Genomic DNA, 21,711 nt, shown 5'->3' on the forward strand with positions numbered 1-21,711 from the left:
GTATACCGTCTAACGGTATACTTCGCCATGGCAGGCCTTCCCTCTCCCCTCACCACTCCGGTTTTCCAGATTCTGCTGTCGCTCGCCGACGCGGACCGTCACGGCTACGCCGTCATCCAGGACGTCGCCGCACGGACGCAGGGAGAAGTGCGCCTGACCGCCAGCACGTTGTACGCGGCAATCAAGCGGCTGCTCGAGGCGCGGCTGATTCAGGAGGTCGAAGCGCCCGCCGGGACCGGCGGCGCGCCGCGGCGATGCTACCGGCTCACGCGGGAGGGGCGCCGCGCCGCGCGCGAAGAGGCCGAACGGATGGCGCGCGCCGTGGCGATGGCGCGCGACAAGCGCCTGCTGCCGAGAAAGGCATGATCCGCGTCTATCGGCTCCTCGTCCGTCTCCTGCTGCCCGGCGTCGCCGCGCGGCACGCGGACGACATGGCCGAGACCGCGGCGCGGCTCGCGGCGGATGCGCGCGCCGCCGGCAGCGTCGCGCTCGCGCGGTACTGGCTCAGCGAGTGGCGCGCGCTGGCGCGCCTGGCCTGGTCGGAGCGCTCCCCACGAACGGCCGGATTCATGCCGTCCCATCTCGCGCGCGACGTCCGCTACAGCCTGCGCCTGTTGGTCCGCACGCCGGGCGTCAGCGGCGTGGCGCTGCTCACGATCGCGCTCGGCATCGGCGCCAACACGGCGATCTTCAGCATCATCAACGGCGTCCTGCTCCGTCCGCTGCCGCTAGCGGATCCGGACCGGCTGTTGGTCGTGCAGCACGCGTCGATGTCGGACCGCACGCAACTGGGGTCCCTGTCGCCAGGCAACTTCTTCGACGTGCAGCGCGCGTCACGGCTGCTGCAGCCGATGGCCGGCTGCTCTGGCGCGACCGTCACGCTGACGGGCCGCGGCGATCCGGAACGGCTGCAGGGTATCGTCAGCAGCGGCAGCGTCCTCGAGGTCACCGGCGTGCAACCGGCGATCGGACGCATCTTCACCGGCGCCGATCAGACCGCCGGATCGCCTCGCGTGGCGGTGATCAGCCATCGTCTCTGGCAGCGGCTGTTCGCCGGCAGCAAGGACGCGCTCGGGCAGGCGCTGACGCTGGGGGGAGTTCCCGTGACGGTGATCGGCGTGATGCCGGCGGCCTTTGCGTTCCCGGACCCGACCGTGGACTTCTGGGCCCCGGAACTGCTGACGCCGCCGCAGCGCGCGTCGCGCACCGAGTACTACCTCACCATTCTCGGGCGGCTCGCGCCGGGCGCGACGGCGGGCGCGGCGCGCGCGGAGCTCGACACCATCATGGCGGGGCTGCGGTCCGCCTTTCCGCAGGCCAACGGCGGCGTCGTGCTCGAGGCCACGCCGCTCTCCGAGGCGCTGGTCAGCGACGTGACGCAGCTGCTCTGGGTGCTGATGGCGAGCGTGGGCTGCGTGCTGCTCATCGCCTGCGCGAACCTGGCGAACCTGCTGCTCGCCAAGGCGGCCGGCCGCGGACGCGAGATCGCGATCCGTCAGGCGATCGGCGCCGATCGCGGGCGCGTGATCCGGCAGCTGCTCGTGGAGAGCCTGGTGCTCGGCCTCGCCGGCGGCGCCGCGGGCATCGCGATCGGCTCGGTATTCCTCGACGCGCTCGTCGCCTGGCTGCCCGCCGGCATCCCGCGCATCGCCGAAGCATCAATCGACCTGCGCGTGCTCCTCTTCACGGTCGTCGTCTCCGTCGCCACCGGGCTCGTCTTCGGCATCACGCCGGCCGTGCAGCTCGCGCGCAAGGCTCCGGCGTCGGCGCTGCGGGAGGATCCGCGCACGGCGACCGGACGCGGACCGCTGCGCGCGGTCCTCGTCGCCGCCGAACTCGCGCTCGCGCTGGTCCTCCTCGCGGGCGCCGGACTTCTCATCCGCAGCTTCGCGCTGATGCAGCGCGTCGATCCCGGTTTCTCGACCGACCGGCTGCTGACGTTCCAGGTGCGCATGGAAGGTCCGTCGTACGCGCAGGCGCCGGCGCGCATCGCGTTCGTCAACGCCGTGGTCGAACGGCTGAAGACGCTGCCCGGCGTGATCGACGCGGCCGCCGGCAGCAACGCGCCGATCGCGGGCCGCGGCACGGGGGCGTGGCTCAACATCCTCGCGCGCCCGTGGCCCGCCGGCACGACCCCGCCCGGCGTTCCTTATCGCGTGATCACGCCCGGCTACTTCAAGGCGATGCAGATTCCGCTGCTGCGCGGCCGCCTGCTCACCGAGTCGGACGGGCTGACGGGAACGCCGTCGGTCGTCATCAGCGAGTCGGTCGCCAGACGCTTCTGGGGGCCGGACGCGGGAGATCCAATCGGCGCCGAGATCTACATGGGCGCGCCGGACAACAAGCTGTTCGAACGGGCAACGATCGTCGGGATCGTGAAGGACGTGAAGCTGGCCGGGCTCGGCAGTCCGCTGACCGACGCGGTGTACGGCTTGAACACGCTGATGCCGTGGTGGCGCAGCTTCACGTTTGCCGTACGGACGTCAGGCGACCCGGCGGCGCTGGCCCCTGCCGCGCGGCAGATCGTCCGCACGGCGGATCCACGCCTCGCGATCACCGCGCTGCAAGCCATGACCGACATCGTGAACACGTCACTGGCGCCGGCGCGCGCGTCGATGCGGCTGCTGACGCTGTTCGCCGCCGTCGCCGTCCTCATGGCGGCGGTCGGTGTGTTCGGGGTGATGTCTTACACCGTGAACCTGCGCGCCCGCGAGATGGGGATCCGGATGGCGCTCGGCGCGCGTCCCTCGGAGGTGCGCCGCATGGTCGTCGTGGACGGGATGCGCCACGCGCTCATCGGCGTCGCGCTCGGCGTCGGCGGCGCGGTCTGGGTGACGCGTGCAATGGCGTCGCTGCTCTACGAGGTGAAGCCGGGCGATCCGGCGACGCTCGCCGCGGCGGCCGGACTGCTGATCGTGACCGCCGCGATCGCCTGCTATCTGCCGGCCCGGCGCGCCACCCGGGTGGATCCGCTGATCGTGCTGCGCACCGAATGAGCCCCTCCGGATAGCCTCCAAGCCTGTCCAAAGAGTCATACGAAGTTCGTCGCTGTGCGGTCCGTTTTGTGACGCCAGCCACAATCCCGCACACCCCAGCACACTCGCGCACACCCCCTAAGTACCTCATGGGCAAGAAGTTCCCATTTTGGCTCAGCCGGGCACCGGCATTGCTCTGCCAGGAGCCGGAGGTCGTGTCATGACGCGACACATTTTTGCCGCGGCGTTCGGAGCCCTGTTGGTCGCCCTGCCGGTCCGGGAAGCGTTGCGTGCTGACGCGGCCCTCTACACGGTGGAGGACCTGGGGCAGTTGGATGGCCAGGCGCCGACCGTGACCGGAATGAATGCCTCGGGGCAGCTTTCCGGTTACGTGACCGGTCCCTCGGGCTATCCTCGCGCGGTCCGCTACACCGCCGAGACGGGATGGCAGTACGTCCCCGGCGTGAGCAGCTTCTACAGCCAGGCCATGGGCATCAACGACAACGGTGACCTGGTCGGCTATCACTACAACGGGACGTCGTTCCGCGCCTTCCGCTACGTCGAAGGCCCCGGCGCGACGTTCATCGATCCGCTCCCCGGCGGCACGATGACGCTCGGCCGCGCCATCGACAACAACGGCAACGTCATCGGGCAGGCTGACTCGGCAGACGGGCCGCTCGGGTTCCGCTCGGCTCCCGGACTGCCGGCGGTCGCGCTGCCGACACTCGGCGGCGCCGCAATCGCCTGCGGCGTGAACGCCGCGGGACAGGTCGCCGGCTACGGCGCCAACGCCGTCGGCCAGCAGCACCCGTTCCGGATCGAAGCCGACAACTCCGTGACCGACATCACCCCGCTGGACGGCGCTGCCGGCACCGGCATGGCGTGCGCCATCGATGCGTCCGGCCGCGTCGGCGGGACCTCGACCACCGGCGGAACCTTCCGCGCGTTCGTGTTCGATTCCGGATCCGCGGTCAACGTCGACGCGTTCCCCGCCTCCGCGCAGAGCACCGTCGAGGCAGTCGCCGCCGGCGTCGCCGTCGGCTGGTTTCTCTCGCTCGAGGACGGCGCGGCCCACGCGTTCGTGAATACCGCCGACGGCTCGGCGGATCTCAACACGCTCATCGCCCCCGGCTCCGGCTGGCAGCTCGATCAGGCGTTCGCGGTGAACGCCGGCGGCAGCATCGCCGGCCTCGGACGCCTGAACGGACAGCCCCGCGTGTTCCGCCTGACCCGCGTCCAGACCAGCGACACCACGGCGCCGGTGATCGCAGCGCTCTCCGCCTCGCCGTCGACGATCGAGCCGCCGGACAACCGGATGGTGACCGTGGCGATCTCGCCAACCGTCACTGACGACCGCGATCCCTCGCCGGTGTGCGCCGTGACCGGGATCGACGGCCATGGCGCGCCGGCCACCGACTTCAGCGTCGTCGGACCGCTGACCGGCTGGGTGCGGGCGCGCGGCGGCGCCACGTATACCTTCGCGGTGTCGTGCAGCGACGCGGCGGGCAACGCAGCCACCGGCACGGTGGACGTGGCCGTGCCGCCCGACACCAGCGCCCCCGTCATCACGAGCCTGTCGGCGAACCCGTCCACGATCTGGCCGCCGAACGGCGCCGGTGTGGCGGTCACGGTGAGCGTGACGGCGACCGATAACGTTGACGCGTCTCCCTCATGCGCCCTGTCCGGGATCTCGGTCGTTCCGTCCAGCACGGGGGACTTCGGCATCACGGGCCCGCTGACCGCGAAGGTCCGCGCCGTCGGCGGCCGCACCTATACGCTGACGGTGACCTGCCGCGACACGGCCGGAAACCAGTCGTCCGGCGCGGTGGCAGTGGTCGTGCCCCCTGACACGAAGGCGCCCGTAATCCAGAGCATCGTCGCGACGCCTGGGACGATCTGGCCGCCGAACGGCAAGATGGTCAACGTGAACGTGATGGTGGACGCGACAGACGACGTCGATGCGCTGCCGCAGTGCGCGCTGAAGTCCGTGGTGGTCAACGGCGGCGTCGCCAGCGACGGCGTCGTCACCGGCACGTTCACCGCCAGCGTGCGCGCCGAGAAGGATTACAGCTACACGCTCAAGGTGGCCTGCCGCGACGCGGCGGGCAACACGTCGTTCGGCTCGACGACGGTCCTGGTCGTGAACAAGGACGAAGCGGCGGCGAGAAGGCTCCCGGCCAAGGCGGTGATGGCGCTGCTGAAGAAGGCGGCGATCAAGAAAGCCGCGGCGAACGCGAAGCGCTACTTCTCGCGCGGCTCTTCGAGGTAGGTATAGCCCTGGAGGCCTTCCTCGTAGAACTCGAGTAGGCGTCCGGACTCTTCGTAGGTCACGCGCCCCTCGCGGACGGCGACCTCCACGTCGTGCCGCAGCTTGCGGACGAGCACCTCCGCGTCGAACTCGACGTAGTCGAGGACTTCGCGGACGGTGTCTCCCTTGATGACGGCGTCGAGCACGACGTTGCCGGCGTCGTCCAGGCTGACGTGCACGGCGTGCGTATCGCCGAACAGGTTGTGGAGGTCCCCCAGGATCTCCTGGTACGCGCCCACCAGGAACACGCCGAGATAGTAGGGCTCGCCGTTCACGGTGTGCAGCGGCAGCGTCTTCTTCACGTCGCGGCGGTCGATGAACGAGTCGATCTTGCCGTCCGAATCGCAGGTGATGTCCCCCAGCACGGCGTGGTGGCTGGGGGGGCGATTCAGGTTGTGAATCGGCATCACCGGGAAGAGCTGCTTGATCGCCCAGCTGTCGGGAATCGACTGGAACAGCGAGAAGTTGCAGAAATAGGTGTCCGCCATGGCGTCGTCCAGCGCCTGGAGATCCTCGGGGACGTCGTCCATCTGCGCGACCAGCTTCTTCAACTTGACCAGGATGGCCCAGTAGAGGTTCTCGGCCTGGCAGCGCTGCTCGAGCGGCAGGTAGCCGCCGGTGAACAGGTTCATCGCCATGTCGAGCGCCTGCTGCGCGTCGTGGTAGCTTTCGAGGGCGTTGCGCACCGACAGCCCCTGGAACGTCTCGAGCAGATCGATGACCGGCTGCTCGGCCTCGTCCGGGGAGATGTGCTCGGGGATCTTCTCCTCGCCGAACGCCGAGACGCCGAGGACGTTGAAGATCAGCACGCTGTGGTAGGCGACGATCGCCCGCCCGCTCTCGGAAACGATCGTCGGGTGCTTGACGCCGGCGTCGTCACACACCGTCTGGATGTGATAGACGACGTCGTTGGCGTATTCCTCGAGGGTGTAGTTGACGCTCGACTCGAAGTTCGTCTGCGACCCGTCGTAGTCCACGCCGAGGCCGCCGCCCACGTCCAGATATTCCAGCCCGGCGCCGGCCTTCACCAGCTCGGTATAGATGCGGGCCGCCTCGTTCAGCGCCCCCTTGACGATGCGGATGTTGGGGATCTGGCTTCCGAGGTGGAAGTGCAGGAGCTTGAAGCAGTCCTGCATTCCGTGGCTCTTGAGCTCCTCGAGGCCGCGGAGCACCTCCGCGACCGTCAGGCCGAATTTCGAGCGGTAGCCCCCTGACCCCTGCCAGCGGCCGCTGCCGCGGGCGGCGAGCTTCACGCGCATGCCGATCTGGGGGCGGACGCCGACGCGCTCCGCGTACTTCAGGATCAGGCCGAGCTCGGTGTACTTCTCGACCACCGGGATGATGTTGCGGCCCACCTTCTGGGCCAGCATCGCCATCTCGATGTATTCGGCGTCCTTGAAGCCGTTGCAGATGATGGGGGTGTTGTTGTGCGCCTGCGCCATCACCGCGAGCAGCTCCGGCTTCGAGCCTGCCTCGAGGCCGAATCCGTACTCGCGGCCGAACTCCAGCACCTCTTCGACGACCTGGCGCTGCTGGTTGACCTTGATCGGGTAGACGCAGACGTAGCGCCCCTCGTAGGAGTGCTGGTTGATGGCCGCCCTGAAGGCGTTGTGGATGTCCCCGAGGCGGTGCCGCAGGATGTCGCGGAACCGGATCAGCACCGGCAAGCCGATGCCGCGAAGCTGGAGGTGGTCGGTGAGCTGCTTCAGGTCGATGGCGCGGGCGCGGTCCTTGGTCGGATGGACGAGGACGTGGCCGTCGCTCGAGATCGAGAAGTAGCCCTTCCCCCAGCGATCCAGCTCGTAGAGCTCGGTGGCGTCGCTGACGGTGAAGATTTCACCCGCTTGCCAGGTACGCGAGCGGGTCGTGGGGCTGCTCACTTCGTTGATGATGATACACAGAAAATTTCAAAGTTCATCCGCGCTTTTCGTCATCGCGCTGCCAGAATCGCAACGCCGCGGCGCGCGCGCCGGCGGATCTTCGAGGAAACGCGGCGGCACCGCGCTTGCGGTCAGGTTCGACACACCGCAATGTCTTCGGTTCTGTTCGTCAGTCTGGATGGCGACCTGCGTGCCGTGGCGTCTCACGTCCTGCGCAAGGCGGGATGGCAGGTGACGGCCGTCGCGCACGGCGGCCATGCGCTGCTCGCGTGCGCCGGCGGGCGGAGGTTCGACGTGCTGGTCGTCGACGAGAGGACCCATGCGGACTCCGCCGCCGCCCTCGAGCGGCAGCTGCGGCGCGACTGTCCGGACATTCAAACCGTCTGCGTTCGGGACCGGCGCGCCGCCGCGGCGGACGGCCGGGTCGAGATCCTCCGCCCGTTCACGGCGGACGATCTCATCGGCGCGGTGCGCTCGGCGGCGACTGCCAGTCCCTCGGCGTGACCGCGGGTCAGATCGTTCTGCGGCGGGCGACCAGCCGGTAGATCACCAGCAGCAGGATCGCGCCGGCGATCGACATCAGCCAGCCGGCTGACTCGTTCGGGCCGTAGAACCCCATCGCGCGGCCGATGAACCCGCCGAGCAGAGCGCCGGCGATGCCCAGCAGCATCGTCACGATGAAGCCGCCGGGGTCGCGGCCCGGTGTCACGAGCTTCGCAATTATCCCCACGACCAACCCAAAGACTATCCAGGACAGAATGCCCATCGGCTCGCCTCCTTACTCCTGACGCAGGAGAGCAAGCTACTCGCCAACGACGGCTCTGCCGTGGCGCGGTCAGAAGAGTTTCGGCCGGATGAGGCCCTCGTGCTGCAGCAGCCACTGCTTGCGCTCGAGACCGCCGCCGTAGCCGGTCAGGCTGCCGTCCGAACCGATGACCCGGTGACAGGGCACGATGACGGCAACGGGGTTCGCGCCATTGGCGGCGCCTACCGCGCGGACGGCGGTGACGCTGCCGATCCGCCGCGCCAGCTCCGCATAAGAGATGCTGGTGCCGGCCGGGATCCGCCGAAGCGCCTGCCAGACCTGCTTCTGGAAGGATGTCCCGTTCAGCTCGACGGGCACGCCGTCCAGCACGCCCAGGTCCCCCTCGAAATAGCGCCGCAGAACGGCCGCCGTGGAAAGCGGCTGCCGCGAACGGAGCTCGCCGGGATACCAGCGCTCGAACGTGCGGTCGATTTCGGGGCCGTCCGGCCCGAAGTGCAGGAGGCAGACGCGGCCGGCGCGCTCCGCGGCGGTCAGCGGGCCGATCGGGGAGTCCACGGTCTGAATCTGAATCATGACGGGCGATCTACTTCACGACGACGGAGGCGCGGGCACGCCTGCCGTCGGCGTCGCGGACCTCAATCTGATGCGTCCCCACGGCAAGCGGCCACGCGAGTGCCCGCTCCGACGAGGACGTTCCGATCATCGCACCATCGACGAGCCACGTCACGGTCGTCGGCCGCTCGGTGGTGGCGCGCAGCGGGAGCGCCTGGAACTCCCGCCGCAGGGTCGGATCGATGCTGTAAATCGCTCCGGCGGGCGGATTGGCGATCTGCAGGGCCGCGATCCGTCTGGTGGCGGCGGCGGGAGCGTCGGTACCGCCGTCCACCCGGGCGCGGAACGCGCCGGATCCGTCCGCCGAGGCGCGCGGGGAGGCGGAGGCCCAGGCGCGGTACTCGGGCGGGTAGATGGTCAGAAGCTCGCCGTCGCTCGCGTGATGCCACGAGCACGGCACCGGGTCGGAGCCCTTGACGCTCCATTCGGCCGACCGGGACGGACACCAGGCATTCGCGCGCTGACCGGAAAGCATGCAGATGTTCGTCCGCTCGAGTCCCTGCGGCGCCGGAAGGATGGCGTGAGCCGTGGCCGACTCGCGCCCCTTCGCCGCCGCCAGCATGACCTGGTGAAAGATCGGCCCCGCTCCCGTGACGCCCGACGAATTGCGCAGCGGCGTCCGATCGAAGTTGCCGACCCACACGCCGATGGTGACGTCCCTGGTGTAGCCGATCGTCCAGTTGTCGTGATACGCCTGCGAGGTCCCCGTCTTCGCGGCGACGGCGAACGGAAAATCGAGGTCGCTTCCGCGCCCGAAGGCGTCCTCCCGCGCGCGCGGGTCGCTCAGGATATCGGTAATCAGGAACGCCGTCTCGGGTGAGACGAGCGTCCGCTGATCTCCAGACTGACGGCCTGAGCTGCGTTCAGCCTCCGTCTCCCCGGTCCGCCGCGAGCCCTCCTCACGGAGAAACGCCGGCCGCGTCCATACGCCGCCGCGTGCAAACGAGGCGTAGGCGGCGACCAGCTCGTCCAGCCTCACCTCGGCGTTGCCCAGCGTCAACCCGAGACCGTAGTAACCCGGCGCGCGATCGAAGGTCGACAGTCCCGCCCGGGACAGGAATCGCAGCAGCGCGCTCACGCCCATCTCGGAGGCGAGCGCCACCGCGGGCACGTTCTGCGAGCCGGCCAGCGCCCGCCGCGCCAGCATCGGGCCGTGATAGCGGCCGTCGTAGTTCCGCGGGCTGTAGAGCACGCCCGGTTCCGCGGTGGCAAAGTGCGTCGCCAGATCCGGGAGCACGGACGCCGGTCCGTACCCGTGCTCGAACGCGAGCGCATACGTGAACGGCTTCAGCGCCGACCCGGGTTGACGCGGCACCAGCGGACCGTTGATCGATCCACCACCTTCGACATCGCCATAATTGCCGGAGCCCTCCCACGCCAGCCACTCGCCGCTGGCGTTGTCGAGCACGATGACAGCAGCATTGGCAGCGCCGTGCGCCCGCAGCGCCGGCCGGGCCTGCTCGACGATGCGCTCGACCTCGCGCTGCAGATCGAGATCCAGCGTGGTCTGGACGCGGGTCGCGGCCGGCCCGGCGGCGGATCGGACCATCTCCACGAAGTGCGGCGCGTTGAACGTGGCCTGCCGCGGCCGCAGCGCGATCCGTTCCTCGCGCGCTTCGATCAAACGTTCCGGGCTGAGCGTCCCGGCCGCCGCCATGCGGTGGAGCACGGTCTGCTGCCGCCGGCGCGCCGACGCGAAGTTCCGCCAGGGGTTGAATGCCGTCGGCCGCTGCGGCAGCGCCGCGAGGAACCCGGCTTGTGCCGGAGTCAGCATCGAGGCGTCGACGCCGAAGTAGATCTGACTCGCCCGGCCCGCGCCGGCCGCCTGATTTCCATAGGACGCGAGGTTCAGGTAGAGGGCGAGGATTTCGCGCTTGGTGAGGCGATGCTCGAGCCGCAGCGCGATCACCAGCTCGCGCAGCTTGGCGCGAAGGCCGCGCGGACGCACCCCTTCGCGGCGCTGCAGCAGCAGCTTCGCCGCCTGCTGGGTGATCGTCGAGCCCCCCTCGACAACCTGCCGCTCGGCGAGGTTCTGCCGCAGCGCGCGCAGCATCGCCACCGGATCGACGCCGATATGCGAATAGAACCGGCGATCTTCGGCGGCGAGGGTCGCATCCACCAGCACCGCCGGCAGCGCGTCCGCCGAAAGCGGATCGACTCGCGACCCGGACGAGGTCAACGCCTCGTAAAGCACGCGGCCATGGCGGTCGACGACGACGGTCGATGGTGTGTCGACGCCGTCCAGCAGCCCGGCTGGCAGCGCCCCGCAACGCAGCCAGACACCCGTGCCGATCGCGGCCACGGTCGCGGCCGTCACCCACTTCGACCGGATTCGGCGCCGCAGGTACGTCAGCAGCCCGGTCACACGGATCACTTCTTCACTTCGATCACCGTGGTCGCCGTGCGTCCGAACACCTCGGGCTCGTACATCTCCTCGGCGTGGCTCGGCGCGGTGCGGAACGTGCCGGCTGTCGTGGCGCGCGCGATGTAGCTGAACACGTGGCGCCCTTCGCTCAGCCGCGTGGCGAACAGCCGGACGCGATCGTCGAAGCGCTCGACGTGATCGAAGCCGCCGCGCTGCCACCAGGCGGTCCAGTCGCCGGGCTGCGCCGCCTCGTTCTGCGCCTGGGCGAGCGACTGCGCGGAGGTCGCGAACCAAGATTCGACCGGCTCGAATCCCGCGGGCAGCGGATCGGTGACCGCGACGAACCGGCGCTCCTTCGTCAGGTTGAGCGTCAGCGTGATGCGCACCAGGTCCCCCGCTTGGTAGGCGGTGGACGCCGGCCGCGTGCCCTTCTCGACGTAAGGTGCGTAGCTCCGTTCGATGCGGATGCCCTGATCCAGTCCCTGCTGGAACAGCCGGTCGACGGCGTAGCGGAGCCGCGCGGAGTAGAACAAGGTTCCCGTGCCGGTGCGCGTGAACGTCAGCGGCTGCTCGGCGCCCGCGGGTGCGCCGGCGAGCAGCCTGGCCATCGGTATCTCCGTCGCACGGGATTCGGCCGACCGTCCCTGGAACTGCGCCGTGGCCAGCGCAGCGGATCCGAGCCGCACGGCCGCAGTGAAGTCGGGCGCCGCCGCCTCGAAGCGGCGGTAGTAGGCGACGAGCGCCTCGAGCGCGATGGCGTTCTCCTGCGTGTTGCCCCAGCGCCCGTCCTTGCGCGCGCGCAGCAGCCAGTTCACCAGCCCCCGGTACGGCGCGTCCGGCACATCGGCCCCCACCAGCGAGCGCAGCGCGATCGCCGTCGAGCGCACGTTCGAGTTCCAGAACCAGAGCAGATATGGATCGTTCAGCTCCTCGACGTGTGCGGTGGCAGCCTCCGGCAGGATCGCGTTGCCGATGCGGCGCCGCAGATCCGCGGAGCGGAGGCCCGTCCCTTCGCCGGCCGCGACGAGCGCGTCGTTCAGGTAGGCGAGCGCGAACACCGGCATCCGCTCCCGGTAGCCGTAAAGGCGCGTGAGGTTGGCATCCTGGTTTCGGCCGCCTTCGACCAGCACCTTCACCGCGAACGTCTGCCACGCGGTGTAGGAGGGCCACCAGCTCTCGTTGACCGGCGGCTTCTGCGCCAGCTCTCCCTCGAGGTAGGCGTACGCCCGCTCGCGCACGCGCGCGTCCACGGTGTACTTGAGATCGCCGGCCACTTTGAACACGTGCAGCAGATACGCGGTGAGGTACGGCGACGTGCTCCAGCACGCGCCCGGCCAGTAGGCGAATCCGCCGTTGTCGCACTGGAACCGCTCCAGCTCGCGAAGCGCCGACTGCACGGTCGGCCGCAGCTGCGCGGCGTCGATGCCCGGCAGCTTGAACGCGCCGCCGAGATCCGCCGAGAGCAGCAGCGCGAGCGTCCGGGAGCCGCGCTGCTCGGCGCATCCATAGGGATACTCGACCAGGTAGCGCGCCCCTTCGCCGAGGCCGACGAGCGCGGTGGACGCGAGATCGATCTGCAGGCCGCCGAACGTCGGCACGATGCCGGCGGGAGGCCGCAGCACCTCGGACGCGGTCGGCGACGCCTCACCCGCTTCGCCGATGGCCGACACCGTTTCCGGCGAGACGAGGATCTCGACCGGGATCACGTCCTGAAACGCGTCGGTCTCGCCATTCAGCCGGACGGTCATCCGCACGCGCGCGCGGCCGATGGCGCGGCCCGCCGCCTCGAAGCGCGCCTCGACCGAGCCTCCCGCCGGCACCTCGATGGTCTGCGGACCGGCGGCCGCGAACTGCAGCACCTGCGGATCGAGGCTCTCGACGGTGACCGTGGCCGGGCCGGCAGCCGTCAGCTGGCTCGTCACGACGGCGCCGAACGAGGCCTTGTCGCCGACCGCGAGGAATCGCGGAAAGGCGGCCTTCAACGTGACCGGCTTGTTGATGCGAATCTCGCTGTCGCCGAACCCGAAGCGCGAACCGCGGTCCCCCGCCACGGCCATGATGCGGTAGGTGGTGAGCGATTCCGGCAGCTTGACCTCCACGCTGGCGCGCCCGCTCGCATTCGTGGTGATCGACCCGACCCAGAACGCGAGCACGCGGAAATCCTGGCGCGCATCGGCAGCGAGCGCGTCGCCGCCGCCACCCCCGTCCGTATCCCCTTTGGGCGTGATGACGCGGCGCGAAATGATCTTCTGGCGCCCGTCTTCGGTGAGCACCTGCAGGGCCTTGTGCACGTAGACCGACCCGAGCACGTCGGGCGTGCGATAGGCGGTCAGCGACAGAACGCCGTAGTCCACCGCCCAGAGCGTCACTTCGCTCGCCGTGCCGCGTCCGTCGCGATCCTTCACGTCGATGGTGACGGTCGCATTGTTCGCCGGGCGGAACTCGGTGCGGTTCGCCGCCACCGCGACGGTGAGCCGCTTGCTCGTGTCTTCGACCGCGAGCTGCACGTACCCCAGCTTGAATGCCGGCTTGCCCGGATCGGACGGATCGTCGATCTTCGCGTCCGACGCACGCTCCGCCTGCGTCGCCGCCGCGCCGCCGGCGGGGACGCTGCGGCCCTTCACGAGGAGGACCGAGACATACACGTTCGGAATGTCCCCCTCTCCGATCGGCACGTCGATCGACTCCTGCGTCGACGTCAGGGTGAACTGCCGGTGCGAGCGCACCCCCTCGCGCTCGGTCGTCACCAGCGCGCTCGCCCGTTCCCACGGCGACTGGATCATGATCCGCGCGGTGTCTCCCGGCCTGTAGCGGCTGCGATCGGCGACGAGATCGATGCGATTGTGATCGTAGCGCTGCCACGCCGTGTAGCCGCGGCCGAGCGAATAGAACGCCTCGCGCGTCACCGCGTGACGGCCGTCGGTGTCGCCGGCGCGCGCCTCGAGCACGAAGTAGCCGCCACCGGGAAGCTCGACGCGCAGCGGGACGGGGTCGGCCGCGGAGGTCATCGTCCACGAACCTGCGGGAAGCTCGACGCGCTGCGTCTCCCAGCCGTAGAAGCCGCTCCCTTCGGCGCGCCGCACGCTCTGCCACTGAATCTGCGTCAGCTTCACCGCGATCGGCACGCCCGCGACGGGCTTGCCATCCAGCCCCACGGCAACGAGCTGGGTCTCGAGTCCGTTCCGCTGTTCGTTGAACAGCGGGATCTTGCGGATGCCGATGTACCACGGCGCCGGATGCACCACCAGGCTGGCGCGGTTGGCGATGTGCTGGCGCGAGACGTCTTCGACGTCTCCCTCGAGCGTGTAGCTGTATGGCACGCCAGCCTTGAGATCGGTCTGCAGCGTCAGCGCGAGCTGCCCGTTGCCGGCGAGCGTCCCGGTGTCCGAGGCCGTCTCCGCACGGCCGCGCGGAATCTCCGAGGCGCTCCACCCCACGAACGTCCACCGCTCGCTCGGAAACGCCTCCTCGATGGTCGACGGGGCCGAGAACACCGGCGCGCGCGTGAACCGCCACAGCGTGGGCCGGTTCATCATCGGCGCGCCGAACAGGTACCGCGCGGCGACGACGGCGTTCAACGGATCGCCGGCGATGCGCGACTGGCCGGCGAGGGTGACGTCGACGCGGAAGTCGGGCCGGCGGTATGCGGCGACGAGGAAGCCGCCGGAGACCGTCTGCTTCCACTCCCGGTGATCGAACTCCCCTTCTTCGGACGGCGGCTGCGCCGGGTCCTTCTTGACGCGATCGCGATCGAGAATCGCCCGCACCGAGTAGCTGCCGAGCGACCCGTCCGCCGGCACCGTCATCGTCCATTCCGCCGTGCTCCAGCCGGTCAAAGGGACCGTCCGTTCGTCGATCACCTTGTCGCGCGCGTCGCGCACCGCGACGAACACGGCCGTGCCCTCGGGCAGCAGGCGGATGCCGCCCGGCGCGTTGCTCCGCAGGATGGCCTTGAAGTGCACCTCTTCGCCCGGCTTGTAGACGCCGCGATCGGTGAAGACGGTGCCGCGCAGGAGCGGGTCCGCTTCGTCCAGATCGAAGGGGGATCCGAACTCCCAGGGCAGGATCCCGTCGTGCCAGTCGCTCGCCGTGTAGGCGACGTCGCCATCCTTCTCCGCCGTCACCACGAAGGCGAGCTGCGACCAGTCGCGCGGGTTGCGCAGCCGCGTCTGCGGGGCGAGCGCCGTGCCGTCCGCCCCGGTGGTACCGGTCCACGCCACCTGTCCGCCGGTCGTCACGATCGACACCCGCGCGCCGGGCACCGGCGCCGCATCGTTCAGGCGCGTCACCCAGATCAAGGTGTTCTGCGGGCTGTCCTTGACGCTGATCCCCAGGTTGGTGACCTGCACCAGGCTGGCGCGCACCAGCGGCCGGTTGTCGCGGGTCCGCGCCGCGCGCGCGCGATCGATCGGTGTCCCTTCCTGGACGGCGGTCCACACCAGTCCGTGCCCCGACGGGCTCAACACGCGTGACAGGTCGAGGCCGTGTGATTGAATCCGGTCCGGGGTGACGGACAGCCGGCGCGGCGTGCCCGGCGCCGGCGGCGTGACGCGGAAGCTCGACGACTGGAGATCCATCAGCGTCGGCATCAGCTGCGATGGCTCGATTCGCGCCGCCCACTGCAGCACGTTCTGGAAGTTGCGGGCGTAGAACGGCAGCTGCGGGCCACCGCCGTGCTCCCAGACGCCGTGGCCGTCGCCGAAGCTGGTAAAGGCGCGCTGATGCCAGGTTTCGACCAGCCCCGCCCAGGTGTACCCGAGCGTTTGCCCGTCGCTCGATTTCAGGTCCGCCGGGAGGGTCAGCAGCAGCGTCGATGCCGGAGGCTGCGCCGGAAAGCCGGCGTCCTCCAGCGAAAGCTCGCTCGACTCGTCCAGCTCCCAGCTTTCCCGCTGCCGCGGCCTGGCCTTGGTGAGCGCGCGCTCGCGGCGCGGATCCGTGACATCGGTGGCGCCGAGCGCCGCAGCGAACGCCGCCGCCTTCACCGGACCGCGGAACTCGACCGGGTTGGCGTTGTCCGGATCGCACGCGCTCTGGCAATAGACGCGGTAGACGAAGAACGCCGGTTCGACCTGGACGGTGTAGTTCTGCGGACGTCCGGACACCGCGAGCCCGGCGGCCGACGGCACCCGGCCGTCGACCTCGAGCCGGACCCAGCTCTCGGGCGGCACCTCCGCCGCGGCGCGCAGCACCACCATGTCGGCGGACGGCTTGAATCGCCGCTTGTCCCAGTCGGCCGCGATCTCGAGAGGGACGAGCGAGGTCGCGTTCGCCGCGTCGCGCGCACGCTGGACCTTCGCGGTGAACGCGTCCATCGCGCCGGGATCGATCGTGCGCAACCGCGTCTGCGCCGGCGCGGCGATGACCGGCGGCGTGAACAGATGGCTCTGGAACGACGCGCGCACGTGCGGCAGCACGTCCGCCGGCTTCACCGGCTGGTTGAAGCGCAGGACGAAGAGCGGGGCGGCGTCGTAGCGGCCGCCGGGACGGTACCACTCGGTGCGCAGCAGGCGCGCGGTCGGCGTCGTGAAGCTGAATCGGTACGGCGCCGCCAGCGTCCGTCCGCTCAAGGCCGCTGCCGTCGCCGCGATCGTCACGTCGTAGCGCGTGGCCAGCGGCAGCCGCCTGGCCGGCGTGAAGATCAGGACCGTCGCACCCGACCACCGGAACGTACCGGCAACCGCCGGGCTGATGCGGAAGAACGGCGGCCGCAGCGTCAGCGGCACCTGGCCGAGCGCCGCCATCGGCTCGGAGAAGACCACGCGGATCTCGCTGGCCTCTTCGATCGACGCCGCTTCGCCGGTCGGCCCGGCGCTCACGACCCGCAGCGGGGCGCGCGCCTGCGCCGCGGCGGACCACGGCAGCAGGACGACGAAAGACGGAAGAAGGAAGAAGAGGGAGAAGACGAAAGGCGCCAAACGCGTCGCGCGGATCATAGGCGTGGTCCGGATGATACTCGCTACATATGACACCGCTGCCGGCCGGACGGCCGGTCGGTCAGCTCTGAGGATGGAAGATCGCGCGCAGGAGGCGCGGCACCAGCCGCATCCGCGGCACCGGCGGCGCCGCCGGGGGCTGCCGGTTGCCGCGCCGATCGACCCCGCCGGGGATCATCGCCTGCTCGTCCTGCAGCTCCGGGTCGTGGCCGATCAACCGGGCCTGCTCGCGGATCGTCGGCACCACGCGGCGGTCACCCACGGGAAACAGCCGGCAGAAATCGTCGACGACTTCGTTCGCGTCGAGCCCCACCGCCTTGGCGTAGTCGCGCACGAAGGCGCGCGCGAACACGCCCTTGGGCCAGCGCGAGAAGTCGTTCCGCTCGAACCCCTGCCAGAGTTCGATACTGACGTTGGTCAGGGCGGCGATGGTTTCGAGGGAGATGCCGCGCCGTTCGCGTTCCCGGCGCAGGCGAGGACCGAATGTATCCCGTTCGGACATGGCGGCGGCTTGTGCATCGCAAAACCCGAGCCGCACACCGGTTCGCGTTTTCGCGCCAAACCCGCTCGATCGCGGGGCGCGCCCGAACGTTCCTGTAATCGGCGTTACGATGTTGGAACACTCCGCCGTGGCCAAGTGCCTCAGTTTTCATGCAGCGTACCGGTGCCGGCGCTCCGGCGCCTGCTGCACCGCCGGCTGGAACATTCCCTTCGACCCGGCGGAGCTCCGCACGGTCGGCGCGCTGAAGCTCGCCGCCGGCCGCATTCACGCCGCCGGCGGATCGGCGGCGGCCGTGCTGACGGACGGCCGCTGCTCGTTTCTCGGACGGGAAGCCGGCGGCGCGCACGTGTGCGAGATTCACCGGGCCGGCGGCCACGCCGCCCTGCCCCTCCCCTGCCGCATGTTCCCGCGGGTCGTCCTGCACGACTCGCGCGGCACGTTCATCTCGCTCTCGCACTTCTGCCCGACCGCCGCCGCGCTGCTCTTCGAGTCGGACGACGAGGTCACCATCGTCGACGCGCCGGCGCCGCTGGCCGGCTGTGAGCCGCTCGACGGGCTGAACGCGCGCGACGTCTGGCCGCCGCTCCTCCGTCCCGGCGTGATGATGGATCTGGACAGCTACGACCTGTGGGAGCGGTTCGCGATTGCCATCCTCACGCACGACGGCGTGCCGGCGCGCGGCGCGCTCGACGCCCTCGACCGGGCCACCGGACGCATCGCCGCGTGGCGTCCCGGCGGCGACACGACGCTGGAAGAGACGATCCAGGATGCGATCGCGTCCGCGGCCCCGCCGGTGTCATCGCTCCCCGGCTTCGAGCCGGCGGTGAAGCGCTGGCTCGCGGCACGCGCCTTCGGATCGTGGATTGCGTATCAGGGGGACGGATTGCGCACGATAGTCCGCTACCTCCGTGCGTGCCATCACACGTTCGAGATCGAGGTCGCGCGAGACCACGATCCGCTGGCGGCCATCCGCCGCGCCGACCAGCTGATCGTGCACGAGGCCTCTTCACAGCAACTCGCGAATCTGCTGAATGTCAGTCCTTGACCGGTTCCTGCGCTACGTCGCGATAGACACCCGCGCCGACGACTCGTCCGCCTCCTCGCCGAGCACGCCGGGACAGCTCGTCCTGCAGGAGCTTCTCGCCGGCGAGTTGCGCGCGATCGGTCTCACCGACGTGACGCTCGACGCGCACGGCTACCTGATGGCGGGCGTCCCGGCGACCGCCGGTCCGGACCTGCCGGCGATTGGCTTCATCGCTCACGTCGACACGTCGCCCGAAATGGACGGCGCGAACGTCAGGCCGATCGTTCACGCCGCGTGGGACGGCCGGGCCATCGTGCTGCCCGACGATCCGACCGCGGTGCTCCGCGCCGAGGACGACCCCGCGCTGGCGGCCTGCGTCGGCCATGACATCGTGACCGCCTCGGGGACGACGCTGCTGGGGGCGGATGACAAGGCCGGAGTGGCGATCGCGGTTGCCGCCGCCGAGTACCTGCTCGCGCACCCGGAGATGCCTCACGGCCCGATTCGCCTCGCCTTCACGCCGGACGAGGAAATCGGCCGGGGCGCGGATCGCTTCGACCTCGCGCGGTTCGGCGCCGTCTGCGCCTACACCATCGACGGCGGAGGGGCCGGCGAGCTGGAGCACGAGAGCTTCTCCGCCGACGTCATGCGCGTCACGTTCCATGGGTTCAACACCCACCCGGGCTACGCGCGCGGCACGATGATCAACGCGATCAAGGCGGCGTCGCGCTTCGTGGATCGCCTGCCGCGCGAGCGGCTGTCGCCGGAAACGACGGACGGATACGACGGCTACGTCCATCCGTACCAGATGGACGCCTCGGTCGATCGCACCACCGTCCGCGTGCTGCTGCGCGACTTCGAGCGCGCGGCGCTGCGCCGGCAGCAGGCGCTGGTCGAGGAGATCGCGCGCGCCGCCGCCGCCGGGACCGGCGCGCGGATCGAGATCGACGTGCAGGAGCAGTACCGCAACATGCGCGAGGTGCTCGATCGCCATCCGCTGGTGGTCGAGCGGGCGCGCGAAGCGATCCGGCGCATCGGGCTGGCGCCGATCGAGAAGCCGATCCGCGGCGGCACCGACGGCTCGCGCCTGTCGTTCATGGGGCTGCCGACGCCGAACCTGTTCGCCGGCGAGCACAACTTCCATTCCCGGCTCGAGTGGACCTCCCGCCAGGAGCTGGAGCTCGGGGTGCGCGCCGTCGTCGAGCTGGCCAGGCTGTGGGCGGCGCCCTGAGCGGCGGGGCGGCCGCGGCGGGGACTTGACACGATCGACCTACTAAGTACTAAATAGTTAGTAGATGCGCACCCCGACCCCGACGCTGACCCCGCAGGAGCTCGCCATCATGAAAGTGGTCTGGCGGCTCGAAAGCGCCACCGTGCGCGACATCTACGAGCAGCTGCGCGAGAACCGCGACGTGGCCTACACCACCGTGCTGACGATGATGAAGATCCTCGAGCAGAAGGGCTACGTGAAGAAGACGCGCGCCGACCGCGCCTTCCTCTACCGCCCGGCGCGGCCGCGCCAGCAGGTGCTCGGCGGCATGGTCCGCGAGTTCATCGACCGGGTCTTCGACGGGGCGTCGCGGCCGATGCTCCTGCACCTGGTGAAAGAGACGAAGCTGAGCGACAAGGAGCGCCGCGCGCTGCTGCGCGCCATCGAGGAGGTGGAGGAATGATGGTCGCCGCCAACTTCATTGCCTACGTCGCGCAGGTCGCGCTGGTTGTCTTCGTGTGCGCGGGGTTGCCGCGGGTGCTCGGTCTTCGCGCCGCGGGCGTGCATTACGCGTTCTGGCGCCTGGTGCTGCTCGTCTGCCTGGCGCTGCCCCTCGTCCAGCCCTGGCGGCCGCACGAGATGACTTTCGTCCCCGACGGGGCGGGAGCGGCGGGCGTCGCAACCGCGCCGGTGAACTTTTCCGGGGTCCCGGACGCGCCGCCTCCGCCGCCGCCCTTCGACTGGGGTTTCCCACTTCAGATCGTCATCCTGGCGGGCATCGGCATGCGGCTGGGATGGATGGCGATCGGCGTTGCCCGGCTCGAAGCGCTGCGGCGCCGCAGCGGAACGCCTGCGCTCGGCTTCGACGATCTGCAGGAGGCGATCGGCATCCGGGCGCCGATTCTCTGGTCGCCGCACGTGCGGCATCCGGTGACGTTCGGACTGCTGCGGCCCGTCGTGCTGCTGCCGATCGCGCTGAAGTCCGTCGACCACGCCGCCCAGCGTGCCGTCGTCGCGCACGAGCTGCATCACGTCAAGCGCCGCGACTGGGCGTGGGTCATCGGCGAGGAGATCGTCCGCTCGATCTTCTGGTTCCATCCGGCGATGTGGTGGCTGATCTCGCGCGTCCAGCTCGCGCGCGAGACCGTCGTCGACGAGCTGTCGATTCTGGTCACCAACGCGCGGCGCACCTATCTGGATACGCTCCTGGCGTTCGCCGACGACACCGGCCTGCGCTCGTCAGCCGCGTTCTCGGCGCGCCGTCATCTGTTCCATCGGGTCATGCTGCTGTCAAAGGAGGGTGGAATGTCTTCGAGCCGCATCGCCGTCGTCTCGGGCGCGCTGGTCGTCGCGCTCGGCGCCGGCACGCTGGGCGCCGTCAGGGCGTTTCCGCTGCATGGACCGGGGGCGCCGATCGCCGGCGACCCGCAGGTGCAGAGGCCGCCGCGCGATCCGCTGTCGCCCGCCACGTATCACCGCCAGGCGGTCGAATACTGGGAGAAGGCGGAAAAGGACAGTTCGCTGACGCCCGACCAGCGGCTGGACCTGATCCAGAAGGGGATCGCCGCCGAGGATCGCGCGCTGGCGCTGAATCCCGACTACGTCGAGGCGATGATCTACAAGAACATCCTGCTGCGAATGCAGGCGCTGATGGTCAGCGACGCGGACGAACAGCGGCGCCTGATCGAGGAAGCGAACGCGCTGCGCGCCCGCGCGATCGAGCTGCGCAAGGCGCAGGGGCTGCCGGAAGGCGGCTGGGCCGGCGGTCCTCCTCCCCCGCCGCCGCCTCCGCCGCCGTCCGCCCCCTCGTTCATGAGCGACGAGTACAAGCTGGCGCTGGAGACTTACAAACCGCTGCGCATCGGCGGTGAGCTCAAGCCGCCGATGAAAATCAAGGACGTGAAGCCGCTCTATCCGCCGATCGCCCAGTCAGCGCGCGTCCAGGGTGTCGTGATCGTGGAGGCCATCATCGATCCGGCCGGCCATGTGGCGGCATCGCGCGTGCTGCGGTCGATTCCTCTGCTGGACGAGGCGGCGCTCGCCGCGGTCGGCCAGTGGGAGTTCACCCCGACGCTGCTGAACGGCCAGCCGAGCGCGGTCATGATGACCGTGACCGTCAACTTCACGCTGCAGTAA

General features: G+C 69.9%; 14 protein-coding genes. 8 read left to right on the plus strand and 6 right to left on the minus strand.

The genetic code is table 11. From position 1 onward, the window contains the following. Positions 1-27: 27 nt before the first annotated feature. The 3 genes from VFK57_16645 to VFK57_16655 all read left to right on the plus strand — a co-directional run bounded on the left by VFK57_16645 (position 28) and on the right by VFK57_16655 (position 5,244). Positions 28-366, plus strand: coding sequence for a helix-turn-helix transcriptional regulator (locus VFK57_16645; GenBank protein HET7697345.1), 339 nt, complete (start codon positions 28-30; stop codon positions 364-366). Further along, positions 363-2,996, plus strand: a complete 2,634-nt coding sequence (locus tag VFK57_16650; protein ID HET7697346.1) for an ABC transporter permease — start codon at positions 363-365, stop codon at positions 2,994-2,996. The genes VFK57_16645 and VFK57_16650 overlap by 4 nt, the downstream gene beginning before the upstream one ends. A gap of 199 nt (positions 2,997-3,195) precedes the next feature. Beyond that, entirely contained in the window at positions 3,196-5,244 is a 2,049-nt protein-coding gene (locus tag VFK57_16655) for a hypothetical protein (GenBank protein HET7697347.1), read from the plus strand. Here the strand turns inward: VFK57_16655 and speA are convergent. After that, a complete protein-coding gene (gene speA / locus VFK57_16660) occupies positions 5,217-7,163 on the minus strand; it encodes a biosynthetic arginine decarboxylase (protein HET7697348.1) in 1,947 nt (648 codons plus the stop codon). The genes VFK57_16655 and speA overlap by 28 nt on opposite strands. Positions 7,164-7,313: 150 nt before the next feature. On the opposite strand from speA, the gene VFK57_16665 reads away from it, so the two are divergent. Further along, complete coding sequence (locus tag VFK57_16665; GenBank protein ID HET7697349.1) at positions 7,314-7,667, plus strand: hypothetical protein; 354 nt, start codon at positions 7,314-7,316, stop codon at positions 7,665-7,667. Between the two features lie 7 nt (positions 7,668-7,674). Here the strand turns inward: VFK57_16665 and VFK57_16670 are convergent, their stop codons facing one another. The 5 genes from VFK57_16670 to VFK57_16690 all read right to left on the minus strand — a co-directional run bounded on the left by VFK57_16670 (position 7,675) and on the right by VFK57_16690 (position 17,476). Beyond that, positions 7,675-7,929 (minus strand): GlsB/YeaQ/YmgE family stress response membrane protein, encoded by a 255-nt coding sequence (locus tag VFK57_16670; protein ID HET7697350.1) that lies wholly within the window; start codon positions 7,927-7,929, stop codon positions 7,675-7,677. A gap of 69 nt (positions 7,930-7,998) precedes the next feature. After that, positions 7,999-8,502: a methylated-DNA--[protein]-cysteine S-methyltransferase gene (locus VFK57_16675; GenBank protein ID HET7697351.1), complete on the minus strand. Its 504-nt coding sequence runs from the start codon at positions 8,500-8,502 to the stop codon at positions 7,999-8,001. A 10-nt stretch (positions 8,503-8,512) separates the two neighbouring features. Then, a complete protein-coding gene (gene pbpC, locus VFK57_16680) occupies positions 8,513-10,915 on the minus strand; it encodes a penicillin-binding protein 1C (GenBank protein HET7697352.1) in 2,403 nt (800 codons plus the stop codon). Then, on the minus strand, positions 10,912-16,821 hold the full coding sequence (locus tag VFK57_16685) for an MG2 domain-containing protein (GenBank protein HET7697353.1): 5,910 nt from the start codon (positions 16,819-16,821) through the stop codon (positions 10,912-10,914). Before VFK57_16685 ends, pbpC begins: the two co-directional genes overlap by 4 nt. A 79-nt stretch (positions 16,822-16,900) precedes the next feature. After that, entirely contained in the window at positions 16,901-17,476 is a 576-nt protein-coding gene (locus VFK57_16690; GenBank protein ID HET7697354.1) for a helix-turn-helix transcriptional regulator, read from the minus strand. On the opposite strand from VFK57_16690, the gene VFK57_16695 reads away from it, so the two are divergent. From VFK57_16695 to VFK57_16710, 4 genes are all read left to right on the plus strand, one after another. Next, complete coding sequence (locus VFK57_16695) at positions 17,469-18,386, plus strand: hypothetical protein (GenBank protein HET7697355.1); 918 nt, start codon at positions 17,469-17,471, stop codon at positions 18,384-18,386. The genes VFK57_16690 and VFK57_16695 overlap by 8 nt on opposite strands. After that, positions 18,373-19,596, plus strand: a complete 1,224-nt coding sequence (gene pepT / locus VFK57_16700) for a peptidase T (GenBank protein HET7697356.1) — start codon at positions 18,373-18,375, stop codon at positions 19,594-19,596. The genes VFK57_16695 and pepT overlap by 14 nt, the downstream gene beginning before the upstream one ends. Positions 19,597-19,660: 64 nt before the next feature. Next, positions 19,661-20,038, plus strand: a complete 378-nt coding sequence (locus VFK57_16705; GenBank protein HET7697357.1) for a BlaI/MecI/CopY family transcriptional regulator — start codon at positions 19,661-19,663, stop codon at positions 20,036-20,038. Then, a complete protein-coding gene (locus VFK57_16710; GenBank protein ID HET7697358.1) occupies positions 20,038-21,711 on the plus strand; it encodes a M56 family metallopeptidase in 1,674 nt (557 codons plus the stop codon). Before VFK57_16705 ends, VFK57_16710 begins: the two co-directional genes overlap by 1 nt.

It is taken from the genome of Vicinamibacterales bacterium (genome assembly GCA_035699745.1).
In the GTDB taxonomy this organism is placed as follows: domain Bacteria; phylum Acidobacteriota; class Vicinamibacteria; order Vicinamibacterales; family 2-12-FULL-66-21; genus JAICSD01.